Annotated in this window: 21 protein-coding genes and 1 tRNA gene; 20 read left to right on the forward strand and 2 right to left on the reverse strand. The window is 52.1% G+C overall.

Annotation, left to right across the window (positions count from 1 at the left end; genetic code table 11):
- Positions 1 to 89 precede the first annotated feature (89 nt).
- The 8 genes from QZN53_RS03830 (at position 90) to argS (ending at position 5,501) form a co-directional block, all read left to right on the forward strand.
- The gene (locus tag QZN53_RS03830; protein WP_163437602.1) at positions 90 to 1,004 is read left to right on the forward strand and encodes an SPOR domain-containing protein; all 915 of its coding nucleotides are present in this window, start codon (positions 90 to 92) and stop codon (positions 1,002 to 1,004) included.
- 79 nt (positions 1,005 to 1,083) lie between these two features.
- A tRNA-Leu gene (locus QZN53_RS03835) sits at positions 1,084 to 1,167 on the forward strand.
- 22 nt (positions 1,168 to 1,189) lie between these two features.
- The gene (locus tag QZN53_RS03840) at positions 1,190 to 1,942 is read left to right on the forward strand and encodes a hypothetical protein (protein ID WP_163437603.1); all 753 of its coding nucleotides are present in this window, start codon (positions 1,190 to 1,192) and stop codon (positions 1,940 to 1,942) included.
- A 7-nt stretch (positions 1,943 to 1,949) separates the two neighbouring features.
- Positions 1,950 to 2,297 carry an aspartate 1-decarboxylase gene (gene panD, locus QZN53_RS03845; RefSeq protein ID WP_163437692.1) on the forward strand — a complete coding sequence of 116 codons (348 nt, stop codon included), beginning with the start codon at positions 1,950 to 1,952 and terminating at the stop codon, positions 2,295 to 2,297.
- 122 nt (positions 2,298 to 2,419) lie between these two features.
- A complete protein-coding gene (locus QZN53_RS03850) occupies positions 2,420 to 2,908 on the forward strand; it encodes a hypothetical protein (RefSeq protein ID WP_294651748.1) in 489 nt (162 codons plus the stop codon).
- A gap of 97 nt (positions 2,909 to 3,005) precedes the next feature.
- Positions 3,006 to 3,389: a LytR C-terminal domain-containing protein gene (locus tag QZN53_RS03855; RefSeq protein ID WP_294651750.1), complete on the forward strand. Its 384-nt coding sequence runs from the start codon at positions 3,006 to 3,008 to the stop codon at positions 3,387 to 3,389.
- Positions 3,386 to 3,802, forward strand: coding sequence for a ribosome silencing factor (gene rsfS / locus QZN53_RS03860; RefSeq protein ID WP_163437606.1), 417 nt, complete (start codon positions 3,386 to 3,388; stop codon positions 3,800 to 3,802). Before QZN53_RS03855 ends, rsfS begins: the two co-directional genes overlap by 4 nt.
- Positions 3,789 to 5,501 carry an arginine--tRNA ligase gene (argS, locus tag QZN53_RS03865; protein WP_163437607.1) on the forward strand — a complete coding sequence of 571 codons (1,713 nt, stop codon included), beginning with the start codon at positions 3,789 to 3,791 and terminating at the stop codon, positions 5,499 to 5,501. Before rsfS ends, argS begins: the two co-directional genes overlap by 14 nt.
- 87 nt (positions 5,502 to 5,588) lie before the next feature.
- Here argS and QZN53_RS03870 read toward each other — a convergent pair whose 3' ends face one another.
- Positions 5,589 to 6,704, reverse strand: a complete 1,116-nt coding sequence (locus tag QZN53_RS03870) for a fibrobacter succinogenes major paralogous domain-containing protein (protein ID WP_294651758.1) — start codon at positions 6,702 to 6,704, stop codon at positions 5,589 to 5,591.
- Positions 6,705 to 6,804: 100 nt separating this feature from the next.
- On the opposite strand from QZN53_RS03870, the gene purU reads away from it, so the two are divergent.
- The 10 genes from purU to fusA all read left to right on the forward strand — a co-directional run bounded on the left by purU (position 6,805) and on the right by fusA (position 16,423).
- Positions 6,805 to 7,650: a formyltetrahydrofolate deformylase gene (purU, locus tag QZN53_RS03875; RefSeq protein ID WP_163437608.1), complete on the forward strand. Its 846-nt coding sequence runs from the start codon at positions 6,805 to 6,807 to the stop codon at positions 7,648 to 7,650.
- An 18-nt stretch (positions 7,651 to 7,668) separates the two neighbouring features.
- A complete protein-coding gene (locus QZN53_RS03880) occupies positions 7,669 to 8,169 on the forward strand; it encodes a hypothetical protein (RefSeq protein ID WP_163437609.1) in 501 nt (166 codons plus the stop codon).
- 24 nt (positions 8,170 to 8,193) lie between these two features.
- Positions 8,194 to 8,865 carry an orotate phosphoribosyltransferase gene (gene pyrE, locus QZN53_RS03885; RefSeq protein ID WP_163437610.1) on the forward strand — a complete coding sequence of 224 codons (672 nt, stop codon included), beginning with the start codon at positions 8,194 to 8,196 and terminating at the stop codon, positions 8,863 to 8,865.
- A gap of 13 nt (positions 8,866 to 8,878) precedes the next feature.
- Positions 8,879 to 9,568 carry a hypothetical protein gene (locus QZN53_RS03890; RefSeq protein WP_163437611.1) on the forward strand — a complete coding sequence of 230 codons (690 nt, stop codon included), beginning with the start codon at positions 8,879 to 8,881 and terminating at the stop codon, positions 9,566 to 9,568.
- Positions 9,565 to 10,851, forward strand: coding sequence for a hypothetical protein (locus tag QZN53_RS03895; RefSeq protein ID WP_163437612.1), 1,287 nt, complete (start codon positions 9,565 to 9,567; stop codon positions 10,849 to 10,851). The genes QZN53_RS03890 and QZN53_RS03895 overlap by 4 nt, the downstream gene beginning before the upstream one ends.
- Positions 10,852 to 10,960: 109 nt before the next feature.
- Positions 10,961 to 12,358, forward strand: a complete 1,398-nt coding sequence (locus QZN53_RS03900) for a DEAD/DEAH box helicase (RefSeq protein ID WP_163437613.1) — start codon at positions 10,961 to 10,963, stop codon at positions 12,356 to 12,358.
- Positions 12,359 to 12,374: 16 nt separating this feature from the next.
- Complete coding sequence (gene map / locus QZN53_RS03905; RefSeq protein WP_163437614.1) at positions 12,375 to 13,136, forward strand: type I methionyl aminopeptidase; 762 nt, start codon at positions 12,375 to 12,377, stop codon at positions 13,134 to 13,136.
- Positions 13,137 to 13,139: 3 nt separating this feature from the next.
- On the forward strand, positions 13,140 to 13,475 hold the full coding sequence (locus QZN53_RS03910) for a hypothetical protein (protein WP_163437615.1): 336 nt from the start codon (positions 13,140 to 13,142) through the stop codon (positions 13,473 to 13,475).
- 59 nt (positions 13,476 to 13,534) lie between these two features.
- On the forward strand, positions 13,535 to 14,185 hold the full coding sequence (locus QZN53_RS03915; protein ID WP_163437616.1) for an EcsC family protein: 651 nt from the start codon (positions 13,535 to 13,537) through the stop codon (positions 14,183 to 14,185).
- Positions 14,186 to 14,293: 108 nt separating this feature from the next.
- Positions 14,294 to 16,423 carry an elongation factor G gene (gene fusA, locus QZN53_RS03920; protein ID WP_163437617.1) on the forward strand — a complete coding sequence of 710 codons (2,130 nt, stop codon included), beginning with the start codon at positions 14,294 to 14,296 and terminating at the stop codon, positions 16,421 to 16,423.
- A gap of 394 nt (positions 16,424 to 16,817) precedes the next feature.
- On the opposite strand, the gene mazG is transcribed toward fusA, so the two are convergent.
- Positions 16,818 to 17,624: a nucleoside triphosphate pyrophosphohydrolase gene (gene mazG / locus QZN53_RS03925; RefSeq protein WP_163437618.1), complete on the reverse strand. Its 807-nt coding sequence runs from the start codon at positions 17,622 to 17,624 to the stop codon at positions 16,818 to 16,820.
- On the opposite strand from mazG, the gene dprA reads away from it, so the two are divergent.
- Both dprA and QZN53_RS03935 read left to right on the forward strand, forming a co-directional pair.
- Positions 17,623 to 18,537, forward strand: a complete 915-nt coding sequence (gene dprA / locus QZN53_RS03930; protein ID WP_163437619.1) for a DNA-processing protein DprA — start codon at positions 17,623 to 17,625, stop codon at positions 18,535 to 18,537. The genes mazG and dprA overlap by 2 nt on opposite strands.
- 1 nt (position 18,538) lies before the next feature.
- Complete coding sequence (locus QZN53_RS03935; protein WP_163437620.1) at positions 18,539 to 18,823, forward strand: septum formation initiator family protein; 285 nt, start codon at positions 18,539 to 18,541, stop codon at positions 18,821 to 18,823.
- The last annotated feature ends 2 nt before the right edge of the window (positions 18,824 to 18,825 follow it).

The raw sequence follows: 18,825 nt of genomic DNA on the forward strand, positions 1-18,825 counted from the left end.
AGCCCGGCGACTACGTGAAGGTGAAGCTCGACGACATTCGCGGATGGACGATTCGTGGCAAGTTGGTTTAAAGGAATGAGGTTTTTGATATGAAGGCAAAATCAATTTCTGTTTTACTTGCTTTTTTGGCAGCAAACACATTCGCGCAGACGATGGCCGATGCACAAAAAGCATACGTTGCCGGCAACTGGAAAGAAGCTGCCGCCGCCTACGAAGCCGCCTGCCCCAAGGAACCGGATTCCCTGCGTGCCGAATGCTACCTGTGGAACGTACTCGCCCTTTCGCAGATGGGTAGCGCCCAGTCATTCAAGATTGCAGGCAACCGCCTCGACAGTTTGATCAAGACAACTAACCCGCAGCGTGCAATCTATGCGGACTTGATGATGACCAGCGCCCAGTTCCGACTTTACTTGGGCAAATACGACAAGGCCGCCGAAGACCTGATTCAAGCTATCGAGACTTCGCACCCGCACCAAGCCATTGTACTGCAAAAGGTTTGCAAGGCCGTCAAGGCAAAGGTAAAGTCGGAAGACCTGATCGACCGCTGCAACCTGTTGAACAATCCGGATTCGCTCAAGGCAATTCAAACCGCTTCGCAGGCCAAGGCCGCTCCTGCCGCCCCCGCAAAGGTTGCCACTCCGGAACCCAAACCCGCTGTTGCCGAACCAGCACCTGCAGTCGAACAACCTAAGGTTGTCGCTCCTGCTGCAACAGCACCTGTCGCCGCACCGGCTCCTGCTCCCGCAGTACCTGCAGCATCTGCATCGGCAGAATACTGGACCTTGCAGTTGGGCGCATTTGGAACAAAATCAAATGCAGATTTGCTGGTTTCGAATCTGAAAAAGCAAAAAGTCACTTGCACGATTATTGAACAGCCGCGAGGCGAAAAAACGCTCTATTTGGTGCAAACAGGCAAATTTGAAACCAAGGATCAAGCTGTCGATTTCGCAGCAAACAAGCTTGCACCCCTAAAAATTGAATATCAGCCCCTTTTGAAAAGGTAAATTTGCACAAAAAAGCGCTTTTTTCACGTTTTCCCCTGCAAAAAAAGCATAAATTGTTCTATATTTGAGCAAACCCCGAGCCGGGGTGGTGAAATTGGTAGACGCGCCGGACTCAAAATCCGGTACTCGCGAGAGTGTGAGGGTTCGATTCCCTCCCCCGGCATTATTTTTGAAGGAAGAAACTGATGGCGAATTGGTGCAAGATTCTCACAACGGTGCTTTTGTGCGGCTCCATTGCGTTCGCACAGTTTGACGACGACGAATCTTCCGAAGATTCCTATTCTTACGGGGCCTCCGAGGAAACAACAGACGACGGTTTTGCCGACGACAGCAACGCTGAAGAAACTTCTAGCGCAAGCGTTGGCGAGGCATCTGCCACTGCAGACGAATGGCAGGGATTCAATTACGAAGAAATGGGCCTCACCCAGTGGGAATTCCAGCAGGCCAAGCAAGAAGGTGTTTCGAGAGATAAGCTCACTCACCTCGTCGAAATGGGCGTTCGTCCGTCCGAATATTTGCAGAAGCCCTGGGAAAAGCTCGGCGTTTCTGAAGAAGAATGGCTCGCCCAGCGTTCTGGCGGTCTTGAAGACGCAGACATCGACCGCTCTTACCGCAACCACTCCGGCGACCAAGGCTACGCTTACCTTTCCCTCCTTGTTCCGTCGCTGTATCAGTGGCACAAGCAGGAATCCATGAAAGCCATTTGGATTGACGCTCTTTGGGGCGTAAGTGTCGGCGCAACGGTTTACCTTGCAATCGACGGCAATTCCGCTTGGTGGTATGGTTTGATTTTTGTGGCTGGCGCACACATTTGGTCCTTTGCTGACGCTTTCTTCAGCACCCAATGGGACAGCAACCCGGACGCAAACCGCTTCAGCTACGGCATTCTCCCGACCCCGGAAAAGGGTGTTGCGGGATTCTTCAATGTCAAGTTCTAAGCGCATCATGCAGCTAGAATTACTCAAGAGCAAAATTCATCGCGCAACTGTAACCGACGCAAACCTCAATTACGAGGGGTCGATTACTATTGCCCGCGACTTGATGGACGCCGCCAATATTCTTCCCTTCGAAAAAGTGGGCGTTCTTGACGTGAACAACGGCAACCGCCTGGACACCTATGTGATTGAAGGCCCAGCCGGTTCTGGCGTGATTTGCCTGAATGGAGCCGCCGCCCGACTTGTTCAGCCCGGCGATCTCGTGATTATCGTTGCTTATGCAACCATGAGCGAAGAAGAAGCCAAATCGTGGAAGCCTACAGTTATCCACGTCAACAACAAGAACGAAATCGTCTAATTCGCATTTGCTATATTCTAGCCATGCGATTTTTATTGCTAACCATAGTCCTTACTGCATTTGCTTTTGCGGAAAGCCCCGTAAAGGCAGACTCTGTTGTTAGCAAAAAAGATTCTTCCCTTGTGAAAACCGCCGCAAAGGACACCATTGTTGATACAGTCTACGTGGTTCCTGACGACGGAATTCCCTGGAACCGGGAGCATTTTGACCCCGATCGCCTGGTAAGGCACGAGACTTTTGACCCCGCCCTTAAAGTCGCCTACACCTATTCCGTGAGCTTCATGGGTGGCACCTTCGGTAGTTTTGCCCAGCAAAGCTACATGGCACATCTCGCCTACGAGTTTACTCCGGAGCTTCATTTATATGCAAACGTGGGGCTTTGGATGCCGCTGTATTCAAATTTTCGCTTTGGAACACCAATCGCCAAAGAAGACGCCCGCCAAGGAAACGTAGGCGTTGTCATACCAGACATAGCCTTGGAGTACAAACCCAACGAGAACATGTCTTTCAGGCTCATGTTCGTGAACGAAAACGATGCATTCAAGGCTTACGGGCCCTACCGCTACTTGTATGGCGGATGCCCATGGAGAACGCCTTATTACTGCAGGTAAGACAAATAACATTATGACATCAGTTCACATTTTTCTAGATTTGCACTAGAAAATGAACAAAAGCCGTTCCAAAACATTTCCTTTTTCATTCGCCATCATGGCCGTTTTAGCGGCATTTCTTTTTACAGGTTGCGAAGAAGAAAAAAAGCCCCAAGTCGTAAAGGTCAAGAGAACCTACAAGGGCGATGTCGAAGTGTTGAATAGTTGCGGCATGCAAGGGGCTGCAGCCAAAATGCGCTCTTACCTGCGCGATAACGGCTTTGACATTGTAAGTTCAAGAAACGACCGTCTGCAGAATTACGACGAGACCGTTCTTGTTCTTAGAAACCCCGAATGGGAAGGCGCGAAGGCGCTCGCCCAAGCGCTCAAGACCGACAACGTGTTGATTGTCCATAGCGACCGCGCTGTCGTCGATGCCGCCGTATACATCGGAAAAGACTTTAATCAAATCATTGAACCCGAACAGGGAGAAGAAAAATGACAACAAAAATCAAAGACCTGCCAGAGTCCGTAAATATCGGCGCTAGCATTCTTTTTGAATTGCGCGCCCAAGACGTCCAATTGATTGACCTTCGCGGCATCAAGGACGTGACCGACTTTTTCCTTGTCGCCACTTGCGAAAGCGAAGCCCAGATGCAGGCTATTTTGAATGAACTCCGCAAGGAATTCAAGGCCGCCAACATTCCGTCCGTGGGCGTGGAATACAAGGAAGGCGTGCGTTGGGCCGTGTTCGACGCTGGCCTCGACCTGATGGTACACCTGTTCGAAGAAGAAAAGCGTAACGAGATTTCTTTGGACCGCCTGTACGCCGACGGCACGATTGAAACTCTCGATGAAAACGACTTTGTGAAGAAGACCTCCAAGAAGAAGAGCAGTGAAGATGAACTCGTTTGAGCAAGAAATCGCAGAAGCGCTCGCCGCTACCGGTTCCTTCGAAAAGGAAGCCGCCCTCAAGCTTATCTCTGTGCCGCCTGACACCACGCACGGCAACTTTACCATTCCATGTTTTTCTTTGGCAAAGGTGATGCGTAAGGCTCCGAAGATGATTGCCGAAGACTTGGCCGCCCAGGTGAAACTCCCCGCCGGACTTTCAAAGGTGGAAGCCGTGAACGGCTATCTGAACTTCTTTATTGACCGTGGATTCCTCGCGAAGTCTACGCTCGAAGAAATCGCCGCGAAGGGTTTGGAATACGGACACGCCGCCCCGAATGGCAAGGTCGTTTGCATTGACTTTAGCTCCCCGAACATCGGTAAGGAACTCGCCTTCCACCACCTGCGCTCGACAATGATCGGAAACTCGCTTTCCCGCATTTACAAGGCTGCAGGCTACAAGGTGGAACGCATCAACCACCTCGGTGACTGGGGTACCGCTTTCGGCAAGCTCATCGTGATGTACCTCCGCGAAAAGCGCCCCACCGACGACGCCACACTCGACAGCCTGACCGTAAAGGAACTCAACATCCTTTACGCCGCCTTCTCCAAGGCCAGCAAGGAAGAGCCGGGTCTCGAAGACGAAGCACGCGCCGCATTCACCAAGCTCGAACAGGGCGACGAATTCTACCGCAAGCTTTGGACCGCCTTCCGCGCCGCAACGCTCAAGGAACTCATGCGCATCTACGACATGATGGGCGTGGGCTTTGACCACTACACCGGCGAATCCTTCTTTGAAGACAAGATTCCGGCCATCCTCGACGAACTCCGCGAAAAGAATTTGATGGTGAAGAGCCAGGATCTGGACGTGGTGATGCTCGACGAATTTGACCTGAACCCCTGCCTGATTCGCAAGAGCGACGGCTCTACGTTGTACGCTACCCGCGACCTCGCCGCCGCCTGCTACCGCAAGAAGGAATACAACTTTGACAAGTGCCTTTACGTGGTGGACCTCGGACAGGCGCTCCACTTCAAGCAGGTGTTCCACGTGCTCAAGAAGATGGGCCGCGAATGGTACAAGGACATGTACCACATTCCGTTCGGCGTGATTCTGCAATTGGTCGACGGCAAGTGGGAAAAGGGCAAGACCCGTACGGGTACCGCAAGCCTTCTGCGCGACGTGATCGAAGCCGCCCAGAAGAAGATTCTCGAATTCATCAACGAGAAGAATCCGGAACTCGAGAACAAGGAACTTATCGCCCGCCAGATCGGTATTTCCGCCCTCACCTTCAACGACCTGAAGAACAGCCGCTTGAAGGATGTGCGCTTTGACTGGGATGCCGTGATGAGCTTTGAAGGCGACACCGGTCCGTATGTGCAGAACGCCCACGTGCGTCTTTGCAGCATCATGCGCAAGGCCGGCTACACGGTGAACATCGCCGATGTGGATATGGCCCAGCTCAGCGACGATGCCGCTTACAACCTCATCAACATTCTGTCGAAGAAGGGCAAGAAGATTCTGGATGCTGTCGCTGGCGATGAACCGAGCGTTCTCGCCCAATATGCCCTGGAAATCGCAGAAGCCGCGCACAAGTTCATCCACGAAGACCGCGTGCTCGGTTCTGCCGAAGAAAAGTCCCGCCTGTTCTTGGTTCAGGCAACGCAGATTGTGCTCGAGAACGTGCTCGACCTGCTCGGACTCTTCCCGATCCGTCAGATGTAAGCCGCGCCTTCGGCGCGAGCTTCTCGCTACATAATACAGAAAGGGCTCCCGTTCGGGAGCCTTTCTTTGTTGAATGTCAACTAAAGATTAGTTACCGTTGATGCAACGGACGGAGTAGGCGTTGGTCTTGCTCGGCACCAGCTGGCGGACCATCTGGTCGCTCATGCGGCCCATTGCCCAAATCCAAATAGTTTCGTTACGGCCATTCTGTGCAGACCAGAAGCCGGCGTATTCACCCATGTCTTCGTAGCGGACGATAGACTTACCCACCATCTTGCGGTAACCCGAAGAGAAAATGGAGAAACCGTATTCGTCGGTACCGCCACCGCCCTGCCAACCGGTGGTAGCCTTCATCTTGTTTGCAAACTTTTCGCACTTGTCGACACCGTCATAGCACTTGGTGAGGCCAGTCAGCAAGTCCATCCATTCGCGGTCACGCGGCAGGTGCCAACCTTCGGGGCAAGCCTTACGGGCGCCTTCCAAGTCATACAGACGACCACCGCGGGCGCAGTAGTTTTCCTTGTCTTCGTAGCACCAGGAATGGCCTTCGACATTGTAGTTCACGTTCTGGGCGAACCATTCACGGCCTTCGACCTTGATGGTGCGGTAGACCTGGCCATCACGCGGGTCCTTGACCATGCCCGAAACGTCGCGGAGAGAAGCGCGGTGTTCCTGTTCGGCGCGGCGGTATTCCACCACCTTTTCGCGCTTGTACTTTTCGCGGGCTTCCAGGTTTGTCGCCCAGGCTTCTTGAGCCTTGGGGTTCGTGAACTTGATTCTCAGATCGCCCACGGCAAAGAGTTCATCGCCACAAGCGAGGTCAACGCCAGCAATGTTAATGACAAGCTGTTCTCCACCGAAATCGCGCGGCTTGTTGAAGAAAGAAATCCATGCTTCCATGGTTTCGTTACACTTGTTATAGAAGCCTTCCTTTTCAATCTTGTCAGCGGGAACGGTCATGTTACCGGCTACAGAAAAAGCGAACAAGCTGTCAGCAACCTTGAAAGAAACCGGCTGGACTTCTTTATAGTGCGTGTACTTACCGAAACGAATCTTGCCTTCGATCTTGGCAGCAGAATAATCACCTTCGCCTTCGGCATTATAAATAGCATCCCAGGACTTTTGCGGAACAGCAACGGCCTGGACAACAGCCATACCGAAAACAACGGCAATCATAGACTTGAAAGAGAATTTACGACTCATTTTTCCTTCTCGTATAAAGTTTCCGGTTTAAAGTTAGAATATTTTAGATTTTCGGAAGGAGAGCAAAGACTTAATCCCTGCGATTTTATAATTTTGGGCTATGGCTATTACTCGTTATATTTTGCAGATTCATTGCCCTGACCAAAAGGGCCTTATTGCCGGAACAACCCAGGTACTCGCCAAGGCGGGTGCAAACATTGTTGATTTACAGCAACATACGGCAAAAGATATCGAAACTTTCTTTCTACGTGCCGTTTTTGAAGCGGAATCCGAAAATATCGAAGAAGTCCGCAAGCACCTGGAGACCCTGGAAGGTCACCTCCACCTGAACTGGAAATTGTTCGATACCACCAAAATTGAACGCGTAGCCATCTTCGTCTCGAAGACGGACCACTGCCTTTACGACCTTTTGCTCAAGAGACGCGATGGAGACCTCCCCTGCGAGTTCAGTTGCATTGTGGGTAACCACCCCGACCTGGGCCCCGTGGGCGGAACCTTCGGTGTACCGTTCTACTATGTGCCGTCGAACCCGGACAAGAGCATTCCCGAGAACCGTTTCCGCGAAATTATCGCCGAAACCAACACCGACACGGTGGTTCTCGCCCGTTATATGCAAATTTTGAGCGAATCCTTTACAGAGGAATTCAAGTACCGCATTATCAATATCCACCACGGATTCTTGCCGGCATTCAAGGGCGCCAAGCCCTACCACCAGGCATGGCACAAGGGCGTGAAAATCATCGGTGCCACGGCCCACTTTGCCACCGAAGACCTGGACCAGGGTCCAATCATTTGCCAGGACATTCAACGCGTGCCCGAAACAGCAAGCATCGACGAACTGGTTGAACTGGGTAAGGATATCGAAAAGCGCACGCTTTCGGCAGCCCTCAAGCTTTGGCTGGAACACCGCGTATTCGTTTATGCGGGCCGTACCTTTATCCTCTAGAATTTTACAGGAGACAATATGTCCGAAGAACTGAACCAAAACGAAACCCCAGCCGAAGTCCCTGCTGAAGTCGCTCCGGTTGTTGAAACCGAAACTGCTCCGGCACCCGAAGCCGATATCGTTCCGCAGGAAGGCGCTGTAGAAGAAGCCATTGCAACACCAACCCAGCCCCAGGTGATTGTCCAGCGTGAACGCGGTTTCTCGCATTACGTCGGATTCGCTCTGCTGAGCGTCTTGTGCATTTGCTTCTACTTTATGCCGGGTATCGCAATCACTTTCGCCATCAGCTTGATTCCGGGCATTTCGCTCGGCGCCGTTGCCGCATGGACTTTCAGCGCTATCTTCAGCGTGATTGCCTGGGCAATTTTCAAGATGAAGATCAAGGGCTTCAAGAAGTCTTTCTATTTCTACATCGGACTTTGCGTGCTCATTTCAATCCTCTTGGTTGTCATTGAAATCCTTACAGAAGAAACGAACGTGTTTGCAAAGATCGTAAGTCTTCTGTGCGGGGCCGCATAACCATTCACTCTTATAGACCTTATTATGAATAACAAAGACCAATTTGTTCATTTTCTCGTTGAAGCCGGCGCCCTCAAGTTCGGCAACTTCGTGACCAAGAGCGGTCGCGAAACCCCGTACTTCATTAATACCGGAGAATTCCGTACCGGGCGCACGCTTTCCAAGCTCGCCGAATTTTACGCCGCTGCATTCATGAAGCATTTCGACGGCAAGGCCCAGAACCTTTACGGACCGGCCTACAAGGGCATTCCCCTGTGCGCCGCCACCGCCATGAAGCTTTCTGACGTGTACAGCCAAGACCTCACCTTTACCTACAACCGCAAAGAAGCAAAGGACCACGGTGAAGGCGGCATGCTCGTCGGTTACAAGTACGCCGAAAAGACGAACGTCGTGATTATCGAAGACGTGATTACGGCCGGTACCAGCGTGAACGAAACGATGCAGGCACTTTCGAAGATCGAAAATGCAAATGTCATCGGTCTCTTGATCTCGGTAGACCGCAAGGAAAAGCTCGACAACGGAAAGTCTGCACTCCAGACCGTGCAAGATGAATACGGCATCGAAGCCCACTCTATCGTAAACATCAACGACATCATCGCATTCCTCGAAAGCGAAGAAAATCGCAAGAAGATCAACGCTCCCGAAGGAATCCTCGACAAGGTGTACGCCTACCGCGAAAAGTGGGGCGCTCCGTAATCAGCAAGGATTAATGGCACGCCTTTGGGGAACATTGTTTGTGATGGCGGCGCTACTCTTCACGGGTTGCGCCGATTCTTACCAATGGTCCGCAAAGCACCCCGCTTACAAGCAAGCCCCCTACGGAGAGCTTACGATAGCGGGACTTCAGAAGGCGTTCGTCATTACCCGAACCAAGTGGTTTGCAAATCGTCTGGACTTTGGCGATAGCACGCAAATCAAGGCGACCGAGTTCTGCGCAAAGGCCATGGAACATGAATTCCGCGGCGGTTACAGCAAGCTCAGCGTGTTGCCCGATTCGCTTTTGGCAAACTTCCCCGAAGAAAGCCAAAAACTCGATGACAGAATCTTCATGAAAGGCAAGCTTCCAGAGCAAGGCGTAACAGTTATCGCCCCCGATGGAACCACGCCCCCGCAAATTCTGTTGATTCACGAAGTCATTATCGGCACCGACCTGAAGCGTGAGAACTTCTTTGATTACGCCCTGATTCATAACGAATTAGAAGACAAGCGTGACGTCAAGAATATCAGCGCCATTGTATCGTATACATTGTGGGACAATGTAAAACAACGTCCGTTGTTTAGCGCCGTCGACGAGATCCAGCACCCCGTTATCAAGCTGACCCTGAACGACCTTGAACAGTTGATGCGTTTGACAGTCCAGCAGATTCGCAAGAACATGTACACGGGGGCAGGCAAATGAAACACCTCTCCCTAGTCGCATTTGTCGCCGTCATTTTGACGCAGGCATTCTTGGCCGGAACCGCACACGCCAAGGACATATTCTTTGATTCCCACTGGACTCTTTGGCAAAACGCAGACATTCTGATTTGGACACCCGATAAAGACCCGGCAATCGACCCCAAGGAATTCTGCCTGTCGCTACGCCGCAACAATTCTGGCATTGGCGAACCCAAATGCAGACTTTACGGCGAATGGGAACGCGACACCGTCGCCATGCGTTACGCCACCTGGCTTTCTAACAATATCGAGCCCGGCCTCAACGCGCACCTTTTAAAGGCCCGTCACCCCGCCATGATGGCTAAGCTCCAGGCCCTCGAAGACAAAATCGTTTTGTTCATCGCAGACAAAGGCGACAATCTGCAGATTGCCATTTTCGACGAAACGACGCTTGAGCCAAGAACTGCTGGCACCGTCAAAAAGAACAACGACAAGATCGCCCTAGGCGACGACATTGCAAGCGCCTTCTTCGGTCGCAACACCAAGCGCCGCTTGACAAAAGAAGAACGACTCAAAATGGAATCGGAACCCGACGACCTATACAAGGAAACTCCGACGTTCCGTTCTTGGGCAGGCGTTTCGGCCGGCTATGCCCAGGCCCACATCCCGTTCACGCCTTACAGTTGGTACAAGCACAAAATCAGAAGCCGCGTTTCTAATTACCGCGCCACCCGCGACTCCGTAAGCCTCTGGAATTTCATGGACGATTCCACCCCGCTATTCACATTGTATGCAGGCGGAATCTGGTTTGGCTTTATCGGTGGCGAAATCTTTTACCGTTATTCAAACCACGACGTTAAAATCGACGACCGAGACGAAGTCTACGACGAACTGGACCACTGGAATTTCACCCAGCATGAAATCGGTCTGAACGTGATGTTTGCAAGATCCTACGCTCCCCTCAAATGGCTTGATTTGCACCTGTTCGCATTCCTTGGATTCCAATACAGTTTCTATTCCGAAGATATCGATGTCAAGGATTCCAAGAAAAAGCCCTCGAGGGAATACCAGACCCGCTTTAAGACCGAAGACCCCTACAAGGGAGCTCTCTTTGGATTTGGCACGCAATGCGTGTTCCTGCAGCACTACGGTTTGAGCGTACGTACGGGTATTTCAAGCCGCGGCAAGGATGTCTATGTGGAGCCTTCTCCCGATGCCGCCGCCGAGCCCACTACCATTGGGGCCACCACTGTTGACTGGTTTATCAGCGTTGGGTTGGAATACCACTGGACTCCATTCAAATAGAATTTTCTATCATTGCACTCCTTTGGAGTGCATTTAGTACGGCTCGGCCATGCCAAAGCAATAAATTGCTTTGCCGCGTCACTCGCCTTTTACTAAATTTGCGCTCACTATGAGTGAAGAAGTAAAAGAAGAAAAGAAAGAAGAGAAAGTTAATCCGTTTCTGACTCCCGTCAAGATTATCGAGCCCGAACACAAGCTACCCGACTACACTTTTGACATGCTGCCCGAAGAACAGAAAGCAATTTTGGCGCAGCACGGCTGGACCGACCTGATGCCGGTACAGCGCAAGACGATGCCTTACATGCTGGCCGCCCGCGATATGCTGGTGCAATCCAAGACCGGTTCGGGAAAGACCGGCGCCTACGTTCTTCCGCTTTTGCAGGTGATTGTTCGCGACCACGTTTTCCCGCAGGCACTTATCCTGGTGCCGACCCGCGAACTCTGCTTGCAGGTGCAAGACGAAATTGAAAAGCTCTCTGCCGGAACGGGCATTCGCTCGGTCGCTATTTTCGGCGGTGTAAGCTATGAGCCCCAGCTCAAGGCACTCCGCGCCGGCGTGCATATCATTGTGGCAACCCCCGGTCGCCTGATGGACCATGTGCAGCGCGGCAACGTGGACTTCCTCGACATCCGCGACTTGATTCTGGACGAAGCCGACGAAATGCTCTCGATGGGTTTCTACCCCGACATGCAGAAGATCCGCAAGTACCTGCCCAAGGCAATTGCTTGCACCATGTTCAGCGCCACCATTCCGCAGACGGTGAAGAGCCTCGCCCGCGAATTCCAGCGTCCGAGTGCCGAATTCCTTTCGCTCAGCTACGACAAGGTAATCGCCAACAACCTGGAGCACCGCTGGTATCCCTGCGACGTAATGGACAAGGATTCCATGACCATCAAGGTGCTGGAATACTACAATCCTGAAAGCTGCATGATTTTCTGCAACAAGAAGAGCGACGTGAGCTACCTGGAACAGGTGCTTTCGGGCTACGGATTCAACGTAGGCGCTCTGAGTGGCGATGTCGCCCAGAATATGCGCGAAAAGACCTTGAACGCTTTCCGCGACAAGAAACTCCGCATTCTCATTTGTACGGACGTGGCAGCCCGCGGTATTGACGTGGACCACGTGACACATGTGATCGTGTACGACCACCCCGATGACCACGAAGTGTATGTGCACCGTAGCGGACGTACCGCCCGTGCGGGCCGCAGCGGACTTTGCATTTCGCTGATTACGCCGGTCGAAGAAATCGACATGAAGCAGACTGCTGCCGACTTCGGCATCAACTTCATCAAGATGGAAGTTCCGACAAACGAAGAAATTGCGAAGAAAGTAAGCGAACGCGTGCGCGCCAAGCTCGAACAGGAAAAGAACCACTTTGGAGGCCAAAAGGCCCGCGAACGCATCAGCCGCGTTATCCCGCTGGTAAAGGAACTCGCAAACGGTACCGAAGAAGACCAGATGCTGCTCGCCTACCTGGTTGACCGCTATGCGTGGAAGAAAAATTAATTAGAAGGCAATAAAAATGGCCAAAATTAAAATCAAATCCGCAAAAGAAATCGAACTGATCCGCGACGCAGGTGCCCTCGCCGCAGAAACACTCATTCGCGCAGGCGAAATGTGCAAACCGGGCGTATCCACTCTGGAAATTGATGAATTCATCGGCGACTATACCCGCAAGAACAAGGGTATTTCTGCCTGCATGGGCTATCACGGTTATCCGCGTTATGCCTGCATTAGCATTAACGAAGTCGTGTGCCACGGTATTCCGAGCGCAAACACCATCCTGAAAGACGGCGATATCGTGAACATCGACATCACGACGATTCTTTCGGGCTACCACGGCGACACATCTGCCATGTTCTGCGTGGGTCGCGTGAGCAACATCGCCCAGGAACTGGTGGACACCGCCAAGTTCTGCATGGAAGAAGGCATTCGCGTTGCCGGCGAAGACGGCGCCCGCTACTACGATATCGGAAACATCATTCAGGATGTCGCCGAAGAACACGACTTTAGCGTAGTGGAAGACTACTGCGGTCACGGCATCGGTCGTGGATTCCACGAAGAACCGACCCTTTACCACTTCCGCAACAACGTTCTGAAGCAGTTCATCGAAGTCGGTCACGTGTTCACCATCGAACCCATGATTAACGTGGGTCGTCCGGGCACCAAGACTCTCAGCGACGGCTGGACTGCAGTGACCCGTGACGGTTCTTTGAGCGCCCAGTGGGAACACACCGTGGCCCGTACCAAGAACGGCATCGAAATCCTGACGCTCCCCCGCTAACCCATGTCGATACTCGGGAACTTACGCAACAAGGCGGTGGAAGCCTTTGTCAAGAACCACGAACTGGTCAAGCGCTTTGGCGATGTCCAGTCCGTGTCTATTGATTCGGACAACGGCACCGCCGACGTGAGTGTTCTTTTGCACGGCGAAATTTTCCCGATCAAGTTTCGCGGATACTATTATTTTGACGATACCGACACAGGCACCGATATCGTCGTCCGCAAAATCACCTGCGAACGCCAGTGGATTGACCAGGCACTTTCGTACTGGCTCGAAGGCAAGACCCTCCGCTACAACCTCCCCGGACTCGCCGGCGGCCTCGCCAAGATTATCTTCTAAAATCGCATATTCCTCATTTCACATTTAATAATGTATATTAGTCTCGTAAGGAGACTTTTATGAGCGATTGTACCGACGAAAAGATGGAAAAAATCAAGGAAAAGCTGAGCGCCTTGTTGTTCGAGCTGATTACCGATATTCCAGAATCCCTGCACTCCCCCACTGAAAATTCTGACGAAAAAATCAAGAAACTGATCCGCCAGGCCGCCGTCAAGGCATCCCTGGTGAGCGCCACCCTTTCGGTTCCGGCCGGTGTCACGGGCGTTTTGACCTCCATTCCGGACATTGCCGCCATCTGGCGCATTCAGGCCCAGCTGGTGTCTGACATTGCCGCAACTTACGGAAAATTCGCCCAACTGAGCCGCGAAGCCATGGTCTGGTGCCTGTTCCGCCACAGCGCCGCCCAACTTGTCCGCGACATTGCCGTACGCACCGGCAGCCGAATTGTGGTCCAGAAGGTCTCTTTTGCCGTCCTCGAGAAGCTTCTCAAGAAAATCGGCGTCAAGGTCTCTACCAAATTCCTGGGCAGAGCCGCCCTCCGAGCCATTCCGGCCATCGGGGCTCTCGGAAACGGAGCCTATTCCTTCTACGACACCACCGAAGTCGGTAAAACGGCCGCAAGCTATTTCAAGGCTCTGGCCGACAATCCCGACGATTCCCTTGCCGAAGAAGCAGACGTAATCGTCGAAAATGCCGAAAATCAGGTTTAAAAGCCAATCTCAAGCCTATTCCCATAATCAAGCCCTTGAAAGGGGGCTTTTTTTTTCTATCTTTGGGCGCAACTCAAACAAACATCAACTCCATTTGTGGAATAAAATATGAAAAACATTGAAAAGCACAGAAATATTGGTATTTCTGCCCACATCGACTCCGGTAAGACCACCCTTACCGAACGTATCCTCTACTTCACAAAGCGTATCCACGCTATCCACGAAGTTCGTGGTAAAGACGGCGTCGGTGCCACGATGGACTCCATGGAACTTGAACGCGAACGCGGCATCACGATTCAGTCCGCTGCTACGTTTGCAAACTGGACCCACACCAAGTCTGGCGAAGCCGACTCCATCAACATCATCGATACCCCGGGGCACGTGGACTTCACGATCGAAGTGGAACGTTCTCTCCGCGTGCTCGACGGTGCTATCCTCGTGCTCACCGGCGTGGAAGGTGTTCAGTCCCAGTCTATTACCGTTGACCGCCAGATGAAGCGCTACCATGTGCCGCGCGTCGTGTTCGTGAACAAGTGCGACCGCTCCGGTGCAAACCCGCTCCGCGTGGCTGTCATGCTCAAGGAAAAGCTCAACCACAAGCCCTGCGTCATGCAGATTCCTATCGGTCTCGAAGACCAACTGAAGGGCGTGGTCGACCTCGTCGAAATGAAGGCCTACTACTTCGAAGGCGCTAACGGCGACGACATGATCGAAAAGGAAATCCCGGCCGAACTCGTTGACCAGGCCAACGAATACCGTGAAAAGCTGATCGACTGCTGCGCAGACTACAGCGACGAAATCATGGAAAAGGCTATGGAAGGCCAGTATGGCGTCGACGAAATCGACAAGAACCTCATCAAGGCCACCATCCGTAAGGCTACCATCAGCCTCGAAGTGACCCCGGTGTTCATGGGTTCCGCTCACAAAAACGTTGGTGTCCAGAAGCTCCTCGACGGCGTTATCGACTACCTCCCGAACCCGACCGAAGTTGAAAACAAGGCTCTCGACCTCGACAACAACGAAGCCGAAGTCGTGCTGAAGTCCGAAGACAACGCACCGCTCGTCTGCTACGCATTCAAGCTCGTGAACGACCGCTATGGCCAGCTCACCTACATCCGTATTTACCAGGGTACCCTCAAGAAGGGCGACATGATCACCAACATGGCCACCGGCAAGAAGGTGTCCGTGGGCCGTCTCGTGCGTATGCACGCTGACGAAATGGTGGATATCACCGAAGCCGGTGCAGGCGACATCGTTGCTCTGTTCGGTATCGACTGCGCTTCCGGTACGACCTTCACCGACGGCAAGAACCACTACAACATGACTTCTATGCACGTGCCGAATCCGGTGATCGAACTCGTGATCGAAGCCAAGAACCGCGACGACCTGGACAACATGTCCAAGGCTCTGAACCGCTTCACCAAGGAAGACCCGACGTTCCAGGTGGAAGTCGACAAGGAATCCGGCCAGACCATCATCAAGGGTATGGGCGAACTTCACCTCGACGTTTACATCGAACGTATGCGCCGCGAATACAAGTGCGACGTGACGACCGGTGCTCCGCAGGTGGCTTACCGCGAAACCATTACCCGTCCGGCCAAGTTCGACTACACCCACAAGAAGCAGACCGGTGGTTCTGGTCAGTACGCTAAGGTTGTCGGCGAAATGCGTCCGATGGCTGTCGAAGGCGACCAGGAAAAGGTTTACAACTTCGTGAACTCCGTCGTGGGTGGCCGTATTCCGAAGGAATACATCCCGTCTTGCGACAAGGGTTTCCAGAGCTGCATGGAAGCCGGTTCCTTGATCGGCTTCCCGGTTGTGGGTATCGAAATGGAAGTCCAGGATGGTGCATACCACCCGGTCGACTCTTCTGATATGGCGTTCCAGGTTGCAGCCCGTATGGCCTTCCGCGAAGCTTTCGAAAAGGCTGGCGCTCAGATCCTCGAACCGATCATGAAGGTCGAAATCCAGACTCCGACCGAATTCCAGGGTTCTGTTGTTGGTAACGTTTCCCAGCGTCGTGGTACCATCACTGGTACGAGCGAAGAACTCGGCATGACCACCATCACTGCCGAAGTTCCGCTTTCCGAAATGTTCGGTTACGCTACCGACCTTCGTTCTATGACCCAGGGTAAGGCTGAATTCACCATGGAATTCTGCAAGTACCTCCCGGTTCCGAAGAACATCCAGGAAGAACTCATCAAGAAGTACGGCGACAAGGCCAAGGCTCGTGCCTAACAGACCGCACGGCTCTATCGCATTCATAAAAATGTGATATCGCCTTGCTCTCGCCACCACGACTCGTTAATACAAGTCGCTTGTGGCTCACAAAAAAGCTAAAGCCAAGCTTCTTAGAAGTTTAAAATCCTCGGTGCAACGCACCGGGGATTTTTTTTGTTTGAATAAAAACTTTCTATGAGCCACAAAAAGTCCCGCAGAAGGGAGACCTCTGCGGGACAAGTGGAATTAGAAGAAAACAAGCGTGCTTCCGGTCTATTCTACCCCGTGATTTGCTCCAGCATCCCTTCGCTAAATCAGAATGGACTGGAAGCACATTACTTAATATACCATCGGGATCAGGAATGCGAAAATATTTTTTCAACTTTCGTATTCCAACATGGAATGCTCCAAATTAGAACGACCTGGATGCAGCCTTCGCTTGTTTCCACATTTCTTGCAGGCCTTCGAGGCCAACGTCCTTCATTTCCTTGCCTTGGTCGCGGGCCATCTGTTCTACCACGCGGAAGCGGCGTTCAAATTTCGAATTCGCACGTTCCAGCGCCAAGGCCGCATTGAAGCCACAGTGGCGCGCCACATTCACCAAGCTGAACATGATATCGCCGAATTCATCTTCCATGCGTTCCACATTGCGATTTTCCGGCGAAGCCGCTTGCATTTCGGCACGGAATTCACTAAATTCTTCCACAGCCTTGTTAAAGACAGGTTCAGCCTCGGTCCAGTCAAAGCTCACTTTGGCGGCACGGCGCTGAAGCTCTTGAGCACGGGCAAGCGTCGGCAAGCTTTTGCTTACTTTGTCCATAGCGGACTTGCCTTGCATTTTTAGATTATTCGTTTCTTGCGCCTTGATGCGTTCCCATTGGCGAACTACGCCTTTCGAATCATCAACCTTTGCATCGCCAAAAACGTGCGGATGGCGTCGGATCATTTTTTCGCAGATTCCCTGCACCACGTCGTCGATTGAAAAATCGCCGTTCTCTTTAGCAACCTGGGAATGGAACACCACCTGGAACAAGACGTCGCCTAATTCTTCGGCCATGTGAGCCTTGTCATTTGCCTGGGCGGCATCAATGTATTCGTGGGATTCTTCGACTAAATACGGGAGCAACGACTGGTGCGTCTGTTGCTTGTCCCAAGGGCAGCCTTCCGGGGAGCGGAGGGTCGCCATAATTTTCACCAAGTCATCAAAGGAATATTTCATGACAGACAAAGATAGAAAGTACGAAACACTTGAACCGAAACAATTCCCGCTTTCCCTCAGGGAATCTCCATTAGCGCCACCGTTACTATACGTTCGCGGTAACTTGCCTGCAAGCGATTGCATCGGGATAGCCATGGTAGGCACACGCCGCCCCACCAGTTCCGCCCGCGAGCTTTGTCGACGCTTGGTGAAGTCGTTGCAAGGGACTCAAGCCGTCGTTGTTTCTGGGCTTGCGCAAGGCATCGATTATTATTGCCACGAAGCGGCGCTTGATTTTGGGATTCCAACGATTGCTGTTATTGCGCAGGGACTGGGCGTTCCTATTCCAGGAGACCGAGCGACACTCGCCCGCCGCATTATTGATGCCGGTGGGTGCATTATGACCGAATACGAAGAAGACTTTCCCTCTTTCAAAGGAAACTTTCCTGCACGCAACAGGATTATCAGCGGTCTCAGCCGCGCCACAGTTTTAGTACAAAGTAAAGCTAAAGGCGGTGCACTCATTACCGCCGACTATTGCCTGCAAGAAAACAAGCTATTGATAGCCGTTCCCGGGGACTTCGATAGCGAAGCTGCCGCCGGGCCAAACAAGTACTTGGATCAAGGAAAGGCCAAACCTGTCTTTGTACCCGAAAGCCTACGAGTAGTCGCGGGACTCCCCAAGACTCAAACGGAAACTCATGAAAACGCGGCCGTCAGCCTAAAGCAAATCGAAGCAATCGGTTGCAATCTTTCTCTCGAAGCCCTTGCGCTATTTAAGCAATTCAATGGTTTCAAGAAGACTTTTCAGGAGTTGCAGAACGAATGTAACCTCAAGTCCAACAATATTTTAGCTATATTAACAGAGTTAGAACTTTCGGGTCTAGTCCATTCACCGGACAACTTCCAGTTCTACTTTAATGGAGCAACTTGACGTGAAAAAGCGTTTTTTCTGGATAATCCTGTTTACGATTGTCGCAACATTTGCGATTGTCATTTCGCAGTTGATGTTCGGAAAAAACAGCTTGAAGCAGCAGCAAAAAATCACGCAGGACATCGCCAAGTACGAAGCGCAGATCGATTCCCTGCAGCACGCCATTGACTCTTGCAACATTGAGATTGAACGCCTCAAGAAAGATTCCCTGTACAAAGAGAACCTGTTACGCACGCGTTATGGCATGAGTCGCAAAGGCGAGCGCGTATTCCAGATGGTGAAATAATC

It is taken from the genome of uncultured Fibrobacter sp., from assembly GCF_900316465.1.
In the GTDB taxonomy this organism is placed as follows: domain Bacteria; phylum Fibrobacterota; class Fibrobacteria; order Fibrobacterales; family Fibrobacteraceae; genus Fibrobacter.

Coding starts and splice junctions, on each gene's coding strand:
- QZN53_RS03830 (WP_163437602.1), top strand. CDS start 90: ATGAAGGCAAAATCAATTTCTGTTTTACTTGCTTTTTTGGCAGCAAAC.
- QZN53_RS03840 (WP_163437603.1), top strand. CDS start 1,190: ATGGCGAATTGGTGCAAGATTCTCACAACGGTGCTTTTGTGCGGCTCC.
- panD (WP_163437692.1), top strand. CDS start 1,950: ATGCAGCTAGAATTACTCAAGAGCAAAATTCATCGCGCAACTGTAACC.
- QZN53_RS03855 (WP_294651750.1), top strand. CDS start 3,006: ATGGCCGTTTTAGCGGCATTTCTTTTTACAGGTTGCGAAGAAGAAAAA.
- rsfS (WP_163437606.1), top strand. CDS start 3,386: ATGACAACAAAAATCAAAGACCTGCCAGAGTCCGTAAATATCGGCGCT.
- argS (WP_163437607.1), top strand. CDS start 3,789: ATGAACTCGTTTGAGCAAGAAATCGCAGAAGCGCTCGCCGCTACCGGT.
- QZN53_RS03870 (WP_294651758.1), bottom strand. CDS start 6,704: ATGAGTCGTAAATTCTCTTTCAAGTCTATGATTGCCGTTGTTTTCGGT.
- purU (WP_163437608.1), top strand. CDS start 6,805: ATGGCTATTACTCGTTATATTTTGCAGATTCATTGCCCTGACCAAAAG.
- QZN53_RS03880 (WP_163437609.1), top strand. CDS start 7,669: ATGTCCGAAGAACTGAACCAAAACGAAACCCCAGCCGAAGTCCCTGCT.
- pyrE (WP_163437610.1), top strand. CDS start 8,194: ATGAATAACAAAGACCAATTTGTTCATTTTCTCGTTGAAGCCGGCGCC.
- QZN53_RS03890 (WP_163437611.1), top strand. CDS start 8,879: ATGGCACGCCTTTGGGGAACATTGTTTGTGATGGCGGCGCTACTCTTC.
- QZN53_RS03895 (WP_163437612.1), top strand. CDS start 9,565: ATGAAACACCTCTCCCTAGTCGCATTTGTCGCCGTCATTTTGACGCAG.
- QZN53_RS03900 (WP_163437613.1), top strand. CDS start 10,961: ATGAGTGAAGAAGTAAAAGAAGAAAAGAAAGAAGAGAAAGTTAATCCG.
- map (WP_163437614.1), top strand. CDS start 12,375: ATGGCCAAAATTAAAATCAAATCCGCAAAAGAAATCGAACTGATCCGC.
- QZN53_RS03910 (WP_163437615.1), top strand. CDS start 13,140: ATGTCGATACTCGGGAACTTACGCAACAAGGCGGTGGAAGCCTTTGTC.
- QZN53_RS03915 (WP_163437616.1), top strand. CDS start 13,535: ATGAGCGATTGTACCGACGAAAAGATGGAAAAAATCAAGGAAAAGCTG.
- fusA (WP_163437617.1), top strand. CDS start 14,294: ATGAAAAACATTGAAAAGCACAGAAATATTGGTATTTCTGCCCACATC.
- dprA (WP_163437619.1), top strand. CDS start 17,623: ATGACAGACAAAGATAGAAAGTACGAAACACTTGAACCGAAACAATTC.
- mazG (WP_163437618.1), bottom strand. CDS start 17,624: ATGAAATATTCCTTTGATGACTTGGTGAAAATTATGGCGACCCTCCGC.